Origin of the sequence: Lentzea alba, from assembly GCF_011067745.1 — a bacterium.
Taxonomy (GTDB): domain Bacteria; phylum Actinomycetota; class Actinomycetes; order Mycobacteriales; family Pseudonocardiaceae; genus Lentzea; species Lentzea alba.
Map to the genome: position 1 here is coordinate 335445 of NZ_JAAMPJ010000011.1, position 14665 is coordinate 350109.

The 14665-nt window shown below is 69.1% G+C and carries 11 protein-coding genes; 6 read left to right on the forward strand and 5 right to left on the reverse strand.

The window, feature by feature from the left end:
- Nucleotides 1–9 precede the first annotated feature (9 nt).
- The 3 genes from G7043_RS34655 to G7043_RS34665 form a co-directional block, all read right to left on the reverse strand.
- A complete protein-coding gene (locus G7043_RS34655) occupies nt 10–2214 on the reverse strand; it encodes a vWA domain-containing protein (RefSeq protein ID WP_166052866.1) in 2205 nt (734 codons plus the stop codon).
- A gap of 318 nt (nt 2215–2532) precedes the next feature.
- Nucleotides 2533–3504, reverse strand: a complete 972-nt coding sequence (locus G7043_RS34660; RefSeq protein ID WP_166052867.1) for a D-cysteine desulfhydrase family protein — start codon at nt 3502–3504, stop codon at nt 2533–2535.
- Nucleotides 3505–3550: 46 nt separating this feature from the next.
- Nucleotides 3551–4081 carry an NUDIX hydrolase gene (locus tag G7043_RS34665; RefSeq protein WP_313888218.1) on the reverse strand — a complete coding sequence of 177 codons (531 nt, stop codon included), beginning with the start codon at nt 4079–4081 and terminating at the stop codon, nt 3551–3553.
- A 179-nt stretch (nt 4082–4260) separates the two neighbouring features.
- On the opposite strand from G7043_RS34665, the gene G7043_RS34670 reads away from it, so the two are divergent.
- The 4 genes from G7043_RS34670 to G7043_RS34685 all read left to right on the forward strand — a co-directional run bounded on the left by G7043_RS34670 (nt 4261) and on the right by G7043_RS34685 (nt 8974).
- A complete protein-coding gene (locus G7043_RS34670) occupies nt 4261–4611 on the forward strand; it encodes a hypothetical protein (protein WP_166052869.1) in 351 nt (116 codons plus the stop codon).
- 177 nt (nt 4612–4788) lie between these two features.
- Nucleotides 4789–5634, forward strand: a complete 846-nt coding sequence (locus G7043_RS34675) for a hypothetical protein (RefSeq protein WP_166052870.1) — start codon at nt 4789–4791, stop codon at nt 5632–5634.
- Nucleotides 5635–5709: 75 nt separating this feature from the next.
- Nucleotides 5710–7959, forward strand: coding sequence for a helix-turn-helix transcriptional regulator (locus G7043_RS34680; RefSeq protein ID WP_166052871.1), 2250 nt, complete (start codon nt 5710–5712; stop codon nt 7957–7959).
- Between the two features lie 10 nt (nt 7960–7969).
- Nucleotides 7970–8974, forward strand: a complete 1005-nt coding sequence (locus tag G7043_RS34685; RefSeq protein ID WP_166052872.1) for a transcriptional regulator — start codon at nt 7970–7972, stop codon at nt 8972–8974.
- Here the strand turns inward: G7043_RS34685 and G7043_RS34690 are convergent.
- A complete protein-coding gene (locus G7043_RS34690) occupies nt 8971–10359 on the reverse strand; it encodes an IucA/IucC family protein (protein ID WP_207312095.1) in 1389 nt (462 codons plus the stop codon). The two genes, G7043_RS34685 and G7043_RS34690, sit on opposite strands and share 4 nt — an antisense overlap.
- Before the next feature lie 2 nt (nt 10360–10361).
- Here G7043_RS34690 and G7043_RS34695 point away from each other — a divergent pair, with 2 nt between their 5' ends.
- Complete coding sequence (locus G7043_RS34695; protein WP_207312096.1) at nt 10362–11792, forward strand: IucA/IucC family protein; 1431 nt, start codon at nt 10362–10364, stop codon at nt 11790–11792.
- A 29-nt stretch (nt 11793–11821) separates the two neighbouring features.
- A complete protein-coding gene (locus G7043_RS34700) occupies nt 11822–13000 on the forward strand; it encodes an ATP-grasp domain-containing protein (RefSeq protein ID WP_166052873.1) in 1179 nt (392 codons plus the stop codon).
- A gap of 147 nt (nt 13001–13147) precedes the next feature.
- On the opposite strand, the gene G7043_RS34705 is transcribed toward G7043_RS34700, so the two are convergent.
- Nucleotides 13148–14581, reverse strand: coding sequence for a WGR domain-containing protein (locus G7043_RS34705; RefSeq protein ID WP_166052875.1), 1434 nt, complete (start codon nt 14579–14581; stop codon nt 13148–13150).
- Between the last annotated feature and the right edge of the window lie 84 nt (nt 14582–14665).

Below are 14665 nucleotides of genomic sequence, written 5' to 3' on the forward strand. Positions count from 1 at the left end.
CCGCTGCCGCTAGAGCAGGCCTGAGTCGCGCGGTGACGGGGTGGTGAGCGGGTCCTGCTCGTCGGTGAGGCCGAGGGGCGCGTGCTCGTCCAGGACCTTGATCGCGAGCGCCGGGGTCACGTCGACGAGATCGCCCACGTGGCAACGGGTGTCCTCGCCGTAGGGCGTGATCAGCCGGAGCCGGCCACCGACCCGGCGCAGCACGTAGGTGTCGTCGCCGCCGGTCGAGTGGGTGAGCAGCGGAACTCCGGGCGCCGCTTCGGTGAGCGTGAACCGGAACGCGCTCGACGGCTGTTCCGGCGCCGCCAGGTCACCGCGCGGCCGGTGGCCCTCGTACAGGTGGACGACGAGCCCGCGCACGTCCCGGCGCCGGCGCCGGAGGGCCAGCCCGGCGAGCGCGGCCGCGGCGACGACCGCGCCACCGATCGCGAACCAGATCAGCGGGGACGGCGGTTGTTCGACGTTGGCGGTGAGCCGCCACTCGTAGATGACGTCGTCGGGCTTCTCGTCGTCGACGACCTTGAGCGTGACGGCGTTCGGGCCCCGCACGGTGTCGTCGGCGAAGCGCAGGTCGAAGTCGAACGTGCTGGTGCCCGACGGCGGCAGCGACAGCACGGTCTGCTCGCCGGGGATCGACACGAGCGTGCCCGGCGCGGGATCGGTCGCGATGATCCGCGCCTTGCGGGCCCGCCCCGAGTTGTTCGTGACGGTGACCGAGCCCTTCATCGACCCACCGGGTGCGACCGTGCGGTCGGAGTTGCCGAACGTGCTCGCCGCCGTCAGCGCGGGCGGACCGGCCACGAGCGGTGCCTCGACGGTCCTGGTGTCACCGCTGATGCCGACGCCGGCGATCGTTCCGGAGAACTTCACCGAACCCGTGGCCTCGGCGGGCACCACGACCTTGCCCGTGTAGACGCCGTCCTGGCTCTTGTCGTCGCCGTCGCGGGCCTCGTCGTTGAGCGAGATCGGGGTGGTGAAGCCGGTTCCGGCCGCCTCCGCGGTGAACGACAGCTCCTTGAGCGCCGCCGGGTCGGTGATCGAACGCGTGCGCGTCTGCAGGCTCAGCGCGACCGTGACCTCCTGACCGGCCCGCGGCGACGGCGGGTTGACGATCATGGTCGACCGCACCGCGCCCTGGTACATCACGACCGTGCTGACGTCCTGCTCCGGCACGTCCGGCGTCGAGCTGATCTGGACCTTCCACCTGCCCGGCACCGGATTCACGATCCGCAACGCCTCGACGGACCCGTTCTCGCCGCTCACCTGGAACGTGGACTCGCCCTGCGTGCCGTTCTTCGGCACGGTGGTGCCGTTGGGGTCCACATAGGACACCGAGATGCGCGAGTCGTGCTTGGTCACCACGATCGAGCCGTCGGTCGCGATCACCGGGATGACCACCTCGGCGGTCTGGCTGCCGCCGCTGCCGACCGTGGTGCGCTGGACGTCGCCGATGCCCGCGCAGCGCGCCGCCCCGAAAGCCTTGAGCAGCACCTGTTCCACGTCCGCGCTGCTATTGACGATGGACGCGGACGGCGTGGGGGAGCGGGCGCCGCACTTGCCCTGGTAGGCGTTCTTCGCGAACTGTTCCAGCCGGGTCCCGTCGACGTCACCGAATCCCAGCGGCCAGATCTGCACCTGCTCCTCGCGTGCTTTGACCAGCAGCGTGTCGATGATCCCCGCCGCGATCTTGTTGCGCTGGTCGCCGACGTTGTCCGGGGCGTAGCCGGGGCTGTCCTCCACGTTGAGCTTGCCGTCGGTCAGCAGGAACACCAGCTTGGCACCGTCCTTGCGGCCCGAGAGGTGGTTCAGCGCCTGCTGCAGGGCGGCCGCGTGGTCGGTGCCGTCGCCCTCGGCGGCCGTGCGGCTGTGCAGCTGCTTCACGCAGTCGCTGAGCCGTTGCTGGTCCTGCGCCGTCGCCACCTTGCTCGGCGAGCACACCTCGTTGACGGCCTTCTGCCCCGGCTGTCCGTTGTTGCTGCCGAATCCCGCGACCGTCACCGTCGAACCGGGCGCGAACTCGCCGAGCGCGATGACGGCGGCGGCTTCGCGTTCCCGTTGCATGTCGTCGGGGCTGATGCTGCTGGACTCGTCGACGAGCACGACGATGTTCGCGGGAGTGATGACGGGCTCTTGTTCCGACTGTTGTGCCACGCCCGCCGGTAACGGCACCAGCAGCGCGACAACCGCTGTCGAGGCGAGCACTGATAGACGCATGGCTCAATTCACCCACTGACGCTCGTGGAATGGTGCACTGGCGGGTCGCGGTATTTCGATCGAGCGCGCACGCTGAGTTGTTACGCCGCTGATCAGAGGTGTTGCCGCAGGTCAGAGGATTCCAGTGGGCATGGATTTCTCGCGGATTGCGCCGGTGGAGTGAAAAATTGGCAGCGCTGAAACGTAGTCGTGCATGAGCGCGATTATGCCCGTCCAAATGACCGGAAATCATGGACAAAACTTGGTCAATTGGCAACCTATGCATGCCGGGCACGCCGAGGAAACGCATCGATAGGATGCGTTGATGGGTGACCGCGCTCAGAACTCGGCGACGGCTTCCGGTGCGTAACCGAAAAAGCCCGGGAGACCACCCGTGTGGACGAACACCACGGGCACATCGCTGTGCAGCGCGAGCTCGCGGAACTTGACCGCGGCCTTGCCCGTGTAGACCGGGTCCAGGATCACGCCCTCGGTTTCCGCGAACAGCTTCAACACGCTCCACATGTCCGGCGTCGGCACGCCGTAGCCCGGTCCGATGGTGTCGTCGGTGACGGTGACGTGGCCGAGTTCGGGTTCCGGTCGGCCGAGGAGGGCCGCGGCGTCGGTCGCGAGGGTGCGGAGCTCCTGCTCGGCGTCCTGCGCGGAGTGGGAGACGCTCGCGGCGTGGACCTTGCCGGGCCAGCCCAGCAGTTCGGTGCCGAGCGCGAGGCCGGCCGCCGTGGCGCCGCTGCCGTCCGGCACGACGATGGTGGCGTTGTCGATGCCGCGCTCGTGGAGCTGGCCCACCAGTTCCGCGGCGGCGGCGACGTAGCCGAGCGTGCCCAGACCGTTCGAACCGCCGACGGGCAGCGTCACGGCCTTGTCGTGGTTGACCTTCTCGTACGCCTGCACGGTCTCGTCGGCGTCCGCGCAGGTGTGGACGTTGGCGCCGAACATGTGGTCCAGCACGACGTTGCCGGACCTCTCGTACGCGTCGCCCTTCATCGGCACCTTGGCGGTGAGCACGAGCTCGCACCGCAGCCCGAGCTTCGCGCACGCGGCGGCGGTCTGACGCCCGTGGTTGGTCTGCAGCGCGCCGAACGTGATGATCGTGTCCGCGCCCTGCTCGATCGCCTGGCCGAGCAGGAACTCGAGCTTGCGCAGCTTGTTGCCGCCCGCGCCGAGCCCGTTGACGTCGTCGCGTTTGATCAGGACCGGCGGGCTGCCGAGCGCGGCCGCGAGCCTCGGGGCGTCGTCCAGCGGGGTCGGCCAGCTGCCCAGTGCGACTCGGGGGAACGCGCTCAGATCCATGCCCGCGAGCTTAGAACGCCGTTCATGGCCAGGCCGGGAGGCCTGGTCAGACTTCGCGGCCGAATTCGGCGTAGCGGGTGGTGCCGCTTTCCAGTGCGGCTACGGCGAGGGTGAGGCGCCGGTGCAGCGACGGGTAGATCTTGGGTTTGGCGTCGTCGAGCGTCAGGTAGACCACCCCGGACAGTTCGGGGTCGTGCGCCACCGCATCGTCCACAACGCCACCGTCGAACACGAACTGGTGGCAGTCGCGCCAGATCCCGTTGCGCGGCGTCCAGTCCACGACGAGCAACCGTCCGAGGGGCCGGGACAGTCCGAGCTCCTCCCGGATCTCGCGGATCGTCGCCGCCTTGGGGGACTCGTCGTCCTCGGCCATGCCGCCGGGGATGTCCAGCACCGCCTTGTAGATCGGCACCACGAAGAGCACACGTCCCGTGGAATCACGGATCAGCGCGCCACCGGCACACGTCTTGGTGGGCCTGCGCGAGGCCACGCCCGGCTCGTACTCGAGCTCGGCCGGACCCTCGTCCAGGACATCGGTGGCAAAAGTGGCGGGATCTCCCGCGTGCAGAGCGGACACCCGGTCGATGATCACACCACGGGGTGAATCGCGCATCGGCTGGGCTGCGGTTATTCGCAGTTCCGCAGATCTGCCGAAGATGACGGAATGCAACCAAACGACCAGAGAGTACGCTGAGACCTGTAACTCCGTGCGATCAATCGCCGATGTCCACGACAACATCGGTGGAGGTGACGCCAATGGGGGCAACCGGTGCCGCCAAGCGCAGAAGCGACGGTAGATCGGCCCCGTGGTCGGTGGTCGGACTCACTGTCGTCTTCGTCGTGGTGGCCCAGGTCCAGTTCGCCATCGCGGTCGCGGAATCGGTCTGGTGGCCGGCCGTGGTCGGGGTGTTGCTGCTGGCCGCGGCGGTCGTGTTCGTGAAGACGGCGCGCAGGCTGCGTTGGGAAGACAGCGACTCGTACGAGGCACCGCCCGAGGTGGCCAAGCCGCTTCCGGCCGTCGAGTACGAGCACCACGTCGACGCCGACGGAAGCCTTGCTCGTGCGGTCGGCGAAGTCGTCCACGCGTCCAGGCGCTGGCGGGCCTGACCACCTCGTAGAGCGGAGACCGGGCCAAGCAGGACGGCCCGGTCATTTCGTCGTGTGCGCAGGACCCGTCTCCGTACCTCGTGCCGGAAATCTCCGTACCGCTCCACGGATGTCCGCTTCCACCCCTCGCGGCTGAAATGTCGAAGTCACATTTCACCAAATGCGAGGGGGATTCGGATGCGCAGGCTCATCGCGCTGCTGGGAATCGGGCTGCTGGCGATGGCAGGAACGGCTCAGGCGGCACCGGTGTCCGTGCAAGCGGTCACCACGGAGCACGTACCGGTCGTGAGTGAGATCAACTCCGTCAGTCCGAAGAGCAGGACCGCGAACTGCCCGCCGGGCATGGTCGTGGTCGGCGGAGGGTTCTCCACCGCGACCGGCGTCGGCAACGACGGGTCCGTCGTCATGAACGAGCTGATCATGAGGGACACCTTCGTCACCGGCACGGCCTACGAGGACGCCAACGGCACCTCGAAGAACTGGGGCATCACGGTGATCGCCGTGTGCGCCAACCCGTTGCCCGGTTACGAGATCAAAGTCGGCCGCAGCGTGAACATCGGATCGGAGTTCGAGAAGCCGGCGGTCGCGACCTGTTCACCCGGCAAGGTGGTCGTCGGTGGCGGGTTCGACGTCGTCGGCGGGCTGGGCACGGTGCTGGTCGACGAACTGCTGCCGACCACCAACCAGGTCTCCACCAAGGCCTTCGAGGGCAAGGCGGGCACGTCGTCGAGCTGGTTCCTCGACGCCTACGCGATCTGCGCGTTCCAGCCGGCGGGCTGGGAGATCGTGAACAAGCCCGGCCCGATCCACTCGGCCGGCAAGATCACCACGAAGGAGTGCCCAGCGGGCAAGAAGGTGCTGGGCCCGATGTTCGACCTGACCGGTTCGCTCGGGCAGGCGCACATGCTGTCGGTGCTCCCGTCGGACTTCCCGCGGCAGGAGGTGTCCATCGGCGCCCTGGAGGACGACGACAACACCGAAAACTCGTGGGGTCTGAACAACTGGCAGGTCTGCGCCAGCTGACTCCACTGTGGACAGTGCGAGCGGTTTCGGTGAAATCGCTCGCACCGAGCAGGCGCGGCTGTCACCATCCGAGGCATGAACCCTGTCGCGGAGCTGGCGTTGCGCAGATGTCCCACGGCTGACGCCACCACCGGACGGCGGTGGCGTCAGCCGCAGCTCGACTACGCACTCGGCCGGATCCGCACCCGAGGTGTGCTGGTCACCGGCGAACCCGGGGTCGGCAGGACGTGGTTCGCGCGGGCCCTCGCGGAGCTGACCGGCGCCGAGGTCCACTGGGTCGTCGCGACCGAGAGCAGCCGGTCGATGCCGTTCGGCGCGCTGGCCGGGCTGTTGGAAGACCTGCACCCGGTCGCGGTGCTCAAGGAGTTGCGCAGGAGGCTCGGGCCGCGGTCGTTGCTCGTCGTGGACGACGCCCACCTGCTCGACGAGGCCTCCGCGACCACGTTGCTCGCGCTGGCCGTCGGCGGGTCTGCGCGGATGCTCGTCACCGCCCAGCTCACCGGACCGGTGCCGGACGCGGTGCTCGCGCTGGTCAAGGACGGGTTCCTGGACATGATGCCGTTGCAGCCCTTCGGCCGCGACGACACGGCGGGAGCGTTGGCGGAAGGGCTCGGCGGCGAGATCGCGCCCCGCACGGCCGACCTGCTCTGGCGGTGGAGCCGCGGCAACGGGCGCCACCTGACCGAACTGGTGCAGCGCGGCCTGATGGACGGCACGCTCACCCGCACCGGCGACGTGTGGATGTGGCGCGGCGACACCGACGTCCCGCCCGTCGCGGCTGCCCAGCCGATCACCGGACTGTCGGCCGAAGGTGTCGAGGCGTTGTGCGCGCTGGTGCTCGCCGAGCCGGTCACCGTGGACGTGCTGTGCAGGACCGCCTCGCCGGAGGGGTTCGCGGAGATCGAGGAACGCGGCCTGGTCGACGGAGCGGCGGGCACCGTCCGGTTGTCGCACCCGATGCTCGCCGCGGCCGCCGCACCGTTTCTCACGCCGTTGCGCCGACGTCGGCTCGTGGACCGGCTGCTGGCCGTTGACCCTGGCCGACCGCATCTGTTGCTCGACTCGGGCGTCACCGACCCGGCGCAGTTCGTGGCGGCGGCCCGGACGGTCCTGCTGGACCAGCCCAAACTGGCCGTGCAACTCGCTGAACGGGCTTTGTCGTTGGATCCCGGCCCGCACGCGGCGCTCGTGCTGGCCGATGCTCACGCCGAGTGCGGTTCGCCCGGATCGGCGTGGCAGGCCTATCACCTTGCGTCCCAACGAGTTCGTGACGACGACGACCGGCTTGCCGTCGTGCTCACGCAGGCGTCGCTGACGATCTGGTGCGACCGCAAGCCGTTGGCGGCGGTCGATCTGCTGGAGAAAGCCCCACTGCCCGAACGGTTTCACGCCGACCTGGAATCAGCCGCGGCGGTGGCGACGCTGTTCTCGGCCCGCCCGGCCGAAGCGCTGACTCGTGCCGAGAAGGTCCTCGCGGGTGCTCCGTCGCGGACGGCGTGGGGCCGGGCAACCTTGGTCAGCGCGGCGGCTTTGGTGATGGCGGACCGTCCGCGCGAGGCCGCGGAGGCGATGGCCGCGCTGACCTCCGCGACGGACATATCGCCGTACTACCGAGGTCTCGCCCGCTCGGTCGCGGGGCTGCTCGGACCGGACGGTGACATGCCCTCCCTGGCCAGGCTGCGCGAGGCGCTGGTGGTGCAGAACGCGGGCAGAGGAGCGTTCCGGTCCGAGGTGATCGCCAACCTCGCCGTGGCCGAAGCGGCGGCAGGGCTGCCGGCCAGCGAGAAACCGGACGAGGTCGCGGTGTTGCCCGCGCTGGCCACGTGGGTGGCGGCGGCGTCGGCCACCGCGCGACAGGAGCCGGCGGCCGCGTTGTACCTCGCGGCCGCACGGGAGGCCGCGGACGCGGGATCGTTGCGCTGCATGGTCTACTACCTCGCCGCGGCGGCCGAGCAGGGCGCTGCCGCCGAGGCCGTGCACGCGCTCGGCGACCGTTCGTTCGAGGCGCCGGAGACCAGGGCCCGCGCGATCGGGATCTGCGCCCGTGCGTCCCGGTCGGCCTCCGACCTGCTGGCGGCGGCCGAGGCCTACCGGGCAGCCGGGATGCCCCTTGAGGCGGCGAAGTTCGCTGAACTGACCGAACGCAGGCACGGGCTCACCAGACGTGAGCTGGAGGTCGTGCGGCACGCGGCGGCGGGCAAGACCGACCGGGCGATCGCCGAGACGCTCGTGGTCTCGGTGCGCACGGTGGAAAGCCATCTCGCGGCCGCGTACCGGAAGCTCGCGATCAGCTCCCGGCAGGAGCTGGCCGGCCTCTTCGCCTGACAATGGGGGCATGCCGACGTCTGCCGAGTGGCTCGAAGTGCGCGCTCACCTGCTGGAACACCGCCACGCCCTGGCGCTGGAGGCCGCTACGGAGTACCCGGACGTGCCGAAGGTCGCCGGCACCCCGCTCCTCACCGCCCAGCACTGGACGCCGGCGGCGCCCGTTCCGTTGTCGGACCTGACTTTGGAGCTGCGTCGGTCCGGTGAGGTTTTCCAGCCGGTTTCGGGTCTGCTTCCCGATGGCTTCGGCAGTTACTCGGAGGCGATGGCCGCTTTGGCCGCGCCCACGGTGTTCCAGAACCGCGAGACCTACCGGTTGCTCGACTTCAGCGGTCGGCGGTTGACGTTCGGGATCGGCTCCTACTTCGACGGCATCGACGTGGGCGAGGCCTGCGCGCACGAGTACGCGGCGCGTTCGCTCGGGCGGGTTTCTGAGTTGCCGCTGCGTGCGTCGATCGGCAATCCGTGCGATCTCACCCGTCGCCCGGTCAACGTCGCCATCAGCACGCTCACCATCCGCCACTCGCCACTCGGCTCGACGTTCTTCCTGCACTGGCGCGACCCGAAGCGCGTCGGCCATGCGGGCGGGATGTACCAGGTGCTGCCCGTCGGTGTCTTCCAGGGCGCGCAGGACAGCGACTTCTCGTTGTGGCACTGCATGATCCGCGAGTTCGCCGAGGAGCTGCTCGGGGCGCCGGAGATCCACTCCGCCGACTATTCGACGTGGCCGTTCGCACTGGAGCTGACGTCTGCGGCTCGGGTGTTCTACCTCGGCATGGGCGTGGATCCGCTGACGTTCGCCACGGACATGCTGACGGTGGCGGTGATCGAGGCTGCGCGGTTCGACGAGCTGTTCGGGGATCTGGTGTCGCACAACGAAGAAGGCCGCGTTCTGGAGGGGCTTTCGTTCACCGCCGCGAACATCGAGCGGTTCGTGCGTGCTGAGCCGACTCAGGCGGCGGGTGCGGCGCTGTTGTCGTTGGCGTGGCAGCACCGTTCGGCGTTGCTGGGCTAGAACGGGTTGGACAGGTACGCCCATTTCGTCGTCTTCGGGTCGAGCCGCATCAACGTGAGCGGTTTGGCCGGAATCGGGTCGTGCAGCAACGCGTGCCTGTCAGGCGTGTCCGGGACTGTCCTCGCGATCGTTTGCCACAGCTCGGCTTCAGGTGCGTCGAGGGCGTTGACGATGCCGGTCAGCGCGGTCGCGAAGAACGTCGCGAACGTCTTGGCGCGCAGGCCTTCCGGGCTCCCGTGCAGCCGTTCGGGGAGATCCGCGCGCGGACTGACGCGGATGTCCGCCAGGTCGCGGTAGATCAACCGGTGCGGTCTGCCGTTCACGAGACCGATGACGAGATTCTGTTCGTGCGCTTCCAACGCCACGCCACGCGCGAGCAGCGTCATCAACGGCGGCACGGCCAGCTCGGCGAACTCCTTCAACCACGCGACCGGGTCGCCGAGCGCGCGGATCGGGGGAGGGCCGCCGTCGACCGGGCGCGCGGTCAGCGCGGCCAGCGGCAGCAGGGTTTCGTGGTCGCCTGGCACGGGTTTGTCGCGCAGGATCACGCCGAGCGCGCGGTCCGGCTCGCCGTCGGTGCGAACCGCCGCGGACGCCCGGTTGTGCTGCAGCTCGATGCCCTCGACCCGCGCGGTGAGGAAGTCGGAGACCGTGGTCGCGGTGACGATCGAGCCGGCGGAGATGTCCCGCACGGCCGAGGTGATCTGCGCGCTCAGGGTCGTCTTGACGTGCCAGTTCTCGGTGGAGAGGGTCCGCAACGCCATGAGGGGGCTGGCGTCGAGCGTGCCGATCGTGGGGGTTTTAAGTCGTTCAGCCTGCCACGGGTGCACCGGCAGGAGGAGCTGCGCGCCGTCGCGGAGTTCGTCGGGCCAGTCGCCGAACACGACGTGGTCCGCTGTCGGGTGGAGACGTAGCGCAACGGTCGTCCGGTGCTCCGGGCCGTACGCCAGGTGGTCTCTGGCGGTGAACCCGGTGCGGTTGCGGCAACACGGGTGCAGCGGATGGCCGTCGACCACGCTCTGCTCGTGCTCCTCCAACGACCGTTCGAGGAATGGAGTCGTGAGCGCGCTCGTTGTGCGGGAGAGCGCCAGTCCGGCCACGCTGTGGGCGACTTCGGTGATGAGGCTCTCAGCGTGGGGCCAGCGCAGTGCGGTGAGGAGGTCGACCGGGTGGAGATCCTCCGCTGGATCGACTCTGACCTGAGGCAACGGCTCAACCGCGAGGGCTCGGCGCAGCCGGGCGAGCACAGCCGCACGCGCCCCCGGCAATGCCGCGAGAAACCGCTCGGCGCGTTCGGGTGGAAGCGTGGCGGCGAACTCGGTCTCGATCGGCGTCTGCGTCAGAATGATCAGATCCTGACACATCGCCTTCAGGAAAGCGGACACCGGTGGAAGCGATCACTGACCCCGACGGCATCACCACGACCGCGCTGCTGAACTGCCTGCGCCGCGAGGTGGCAGAACCAGGCCCCGGCGGCACGATCCGGCTGCCCCGCACCGACGTCCTGCTGCGGGCGAGGGAGGGTCGCTGGCTCACCGAACCTGAATTGTTTTCCGGTTCGTGGCAGCCGGTTTCCTGGCAGGAGCTCGCGGTGCTCATCACCAAGGAGCTGGGCGACCCACCGGTCGGCTTCCTGGACGAGATAGCGGGCTCGCGGGCCGCGATCGCCGCCGTCCTCGACGCCCGTCCCGCCCCACCGCCCGACCTCTACCAACGCTCGGAGCAAGCGCTGATCGCCGGCCACCGCTACCACCCGGCGCCGAAGGGCCGCGGCGGGCTGCCCGCGTCGGACTGGCTGCCGTACGCGCCCGAGGTGCACGCGCGCTTTTCGTTGGCACACCTGGAAGGTTCCTTCATCGACGACGGCGAGGTGCCGTTGCCCGCCGGGGTGCTGCCCGCGCATCCGTGGCAGCTTTCGTTGCTGGGGCTGGAAGGTGCCTCGGCTGATCACGAGGTGTGGCCGACGTCTTCGGTGCGCACGGTCTACGACCCGGTGGCCGACCTGTTCTACAAGTTCAGCCTCGACGTGCAGATCACGAACGACGTGCGCCGCCTGTGGGCTCATGACCTGCGCTGGATTCCGCCACTCGCCCGTCTGTTGAGGCCGGTGTTCGCGGACATCGCTTCGGTGTTTCCCGGTGCGGCGTTCCTGATCGATCGCGGCTACCGGACTTCTGCGGAATCCTTTGAGGGACTTGCTGTTGTCGTGCGTGACGGTGTTCGGCAGCGCACGTTGCCCGGCGTTACTCCGTTGCTGGCGGCCGGAATCAGCGAGGGGTTCGACGGCAATCCGTTGGACGGACTGGACCCGTCGACGGCGTTGGAGTGGTTCCGTCAGTACGTTTCGGTCGTCGTTCCGCCTGTGCTGCACGCGTTTTTCGCGCACGGTGTGGTGATGGAGTGCCACCTGCAGAACGTGCTGGTGGGGGTGGATGCATCGGGGATGCCGGTTCAGGCGATCTACCGTGATCCGGAAGGCATGCGGTTGTTGCCTCGGCACGCGCAGCTGTTGTCCGAAGTGGACGGTGATGGTCGCGGGGTGTCGGAGGCCAAGGGGTGGGAGCGGCTGCAGTACTGCCTCGTTGTCAACCATCTCGTGGAGATTGCCGGTGCGGTGCTGGAGCGGCATCCCGGGTTGGATGTCTGGGCGGAGGCGCGGGCCGTTTTCGTTGCTTATGCCCGGGACTACGGGTGTGAGCTGGCTTTGTTGGAGAACCCGTTCGTGCCGGCGAAAGCGAACCTGTTGCTGCGGTGGACGCGGGCGGAGGGCGCGGCGAGCCGGTACGTGGACTTCCCGAACCCGTTGTACCGGAACTAGTACCTTGTGCGAGAGCTGGGGGAGCACCGATGAGGACGACGATTGTTGCGTTGCAGTCGAAGCAGCCGTTCACCGTGGCGCCGGCCGTGGCGTTTCCGCCTGACGAGTTCGACCTCGTCGTGGTGACCGACGGTCCGGCGGGCGCGGTGGTGCGCGAGGACGTCACCGGGGTCATGCCCGAGGTCACCGTGGTGGCCCGGGAGAAGTGGCTCGCGCACCTTCGCAGGTTCGAGGGGCCGGTCGAGGTTGTGACGAACGACGAGTACTGCCTCGCCGAGTGTGCGCGGTTGCGGGAGGAGCTGGGCCTCGCGGCTCGGCATCCGCGGCGGCCGCTTGCGTATCTGGACAAGGTGTTGATGAAGCGGTTGCTCGCGGCCGGTGGTGTTCGGGTGCCGCGGTTTCACGCCTTCGAGCCTGTTGTCACCGAGGCGGCGGGGGTGTTGGTCGAGGAGATCGGGCTGCCCGTGGTGGCTAAGCCTCGGCAGGAGGCGAACTCGCGCGGCATCGCGATCTTGCGCACGCCGCAGGAGGTGCGGGACTGGTTGGGTGCGCACGACGGTGAGGCCGGGTGGCAGGTTGACGAGTTCGTTGACGGCACGTTGCACCACGTCAACGCGCTGGTGCGGGACGGTGTGATCACGCCGGTGCAGGTGGGGCGGTACCTGGGGCCGCTGCTCGGTGTCGACGTCGGGCGCACGCTCGGTGGTGTCACTGAGCCGGTGTCGCCGTTCACCGCGGCCGCGCACGAGTTGAACGAACGCGTCGTGCGGGCGTTGGGGGGTGAGGGGAGTTTCGTCGTGCACACCGAGTTCGCGGTGAACGGCGACGGGGAGCTGGTGGTGCTGGAGGTTGCCGGTCGGGCGCCGGGGGCGTTGGTGTCGGAGCTGGCGCGGTTGCACGCCGGGGTGAACCTGGAGGTGGCCAACCTCAGGATGCAGGCGGGACTGCCTGTGTCGGAGCCGGTTTCGCAGGGCCTCCACGCCGGCTGGCTGTGGCCGCCGGTCATGCCGGGCGCGCGGTTGCACGCGCCGGGACCCGACCTGAGTGGACTTGAGAGTGAGCACGAGGTCCACGTTCGCAGGGTCGGCTGGGAGGGGAACGCCAGCGATGGCGGACTGATCGGCGCGTCGGTGCTGTTGTGGCACCGCGATCCTGTTCAGCTCGCCGAGGACATCGCCCGCGCTCGCGACCTGACCTGGTTCAGCTAGCGGTGCGACCCGAGGTGGTTCACGGTCAGCAGGGCGCCTCGCGGCACCCGTCTGACCGCGAATTCCCACGGCAACGTTGCGAGCCACTCCACCAGTTCGCTGGGTAGCTGGGCGGACCAGGTGACGACGTGGTGAGGGCTCCGCGCCTCACAGCAGGCGCTTGATTTCTCCCCTCGCTCGGTAGAAACCGCCGCTCGCCGAGGTGTGGATCTCGGTCACCAGGTAGCGCGCGCCGGGGATGCGGATGTCCTTCGGGAACTGCACCGCGCGGGCGCGGTCGTAGCCGTCGGAGATCACGTGCACGCGCAGACGGCCGCCCTCCTGCACGCACTCCACGATGACGCCGCCCTGCGGAACCGTGCTCGCCACCACGGTTTCCACCTCGGTGGTGGCCTCGACGCGCTGCCAGTGGTCGGCCTTGATGTCGCTGGGCTGCGGCACCTCGCCCTGCTCGGCGGCGTGGATCGCGGCCGGGCTCGCGTCGATGCACGCCAATGAGCCGTCGGTGGTGACGATGTACAGGCGGTCGTCGCGGTACTGCATGGAATACGCGGAGCCGCAGCCCGTGCCGAGCTTCCACAGGCGCGTGCCGTCGGCGGCGAAGCAGTAGACGGACGAGTGGTTGTCGCCGGCGAACACGTAGTCGCCGTCTGGTGACGTGGCGCACGAGAACACCGCTGCGTCGCAACGGTAGCGGCCCGTCTCCGCGCCGGTGGCGCGCGTCAACCGGTGCACCCAGCCGCGGCTCGTGCCCGCGAAGACCTCGGTCGGCTCCTGCCAGCCGAACAGCACCGCGCCGACGGTGTCGGTGTGCCACACGGGATTGCCGGTGCGCGCCGCGTAGTGCGTGACGCCGCGCGAGTGGCCGTGGAACACGCCTTCCGGCGCGCACCGCACCATCCACGCGCCTTCGCCGCTGCTGCGGCGCGACCACTGGAACTCGTCCTCGTGGTCGACGATCGTGATGCCGCCCTGCCGGTCGGACACGCCGAGCACGCCGTCGTCGATGTCGAGCCAGTAGATGTCGACGTCGGTCGCGATCTCGTACGCGACGCGGGGAACCTTGCCGCCCAAGTCGTACACGCGGCCGTCGTCGCAGCCCGCGTAGATCCAGAAGTCGTCGGCGACGATGCACTTGACGCCGTCCGGCAGCCCGTAGCGGCCGGTGACCTGGCCGTCGTGCGCGAGGGTGAAGACGTCGCCGCGCTCGTTGCCGACCCACGCCTCGTCTTCGCCGATGAAGATGCCGAACGCGGGCGCGCCGGAGTGAAAACGCCACAGCACCGGAGCCTGCCGCGCGCTCGACCGGACGCTCGTGATCTCGCGCCGGGTGATCGGGCGCCGCTGCCGGGCGCCCTTCACCGCGGGCGCGTAGCCCTTGCGCACCTTCTCGCCGATCTTCTTCTCGGCCGCCTGCACGGCTTTGACCTCATCGGCGAAGGTGGACGAGCGAATCGACCCCCGTTCGCCGATGCGGCCGAACGCGATGGTGACCGTCGTGCCGTCGACGATCACCTCGTAGAACTTGTGCGCACCCCCGCCGGCCTCGGACAGCTCCAGGTACGTGGTGGCAGCAGCCACGGTCTCCCCCTCGGTTTGATCACCTGGTCCGACCGTAGCAAGGGGGTCTGACAATTTTGGACGCCTCGAATCGGCGCTCGAAGC

Bases quoted from the DNA above. Each gene is read 5' to 3' on its own strand.
- G7043_RS34700 (WP_166052873.1), top strand. From the start codon at position 11,822: ATGAGGACGACGATTGTTGCGTTGCAGTCGAAGCAGCCGTTCACCGTG.
- G7043_RS34680 (WP_166052871.1), top strand. From the start codon at position 5,710: ATGAACCCTGTCGCGGAGCTGGCGTTGCGCAGATGTCCCACGGCTGAC.
- G7043_RS34660 (WP_166052867.1), bottom strand. From the start codon at position 3,504: ATGGATCTGAGCGCGTTCCCCCGAGTCGCACTGGGCAGCTGGCCGACC.
- G7043_RS34655 (WP_166052866.1), bottom strand. From the start codon at position 2,214: ATGCGTCTATCAGTGCTCGCCTCGACAGCGGTTGTCGCGCTGCTGGTG.
- G7043_RS34670 (WP_166052869.1), top strand. From the start codon at position 4,261: ATGGGGGCAACCGGTGCCGCCAAGCGCAGAAGCGACGGTAGATCGGCC.
- G7043_RS34685 (WP_166052872.1), top strand. From the start codon at position 7,970: ATGCCGACGTCTGCCGAGTGGCTCGAAGTGCGCGCTCACCTGCTGGAA.
- G7043_RS34675 (WP_166052870.1), top strand. From the start codon at position 4,789: ATGCGCAGGCTCATCGCGCTGCTGGGAATCGGGCTGCTGGCGATGGCA.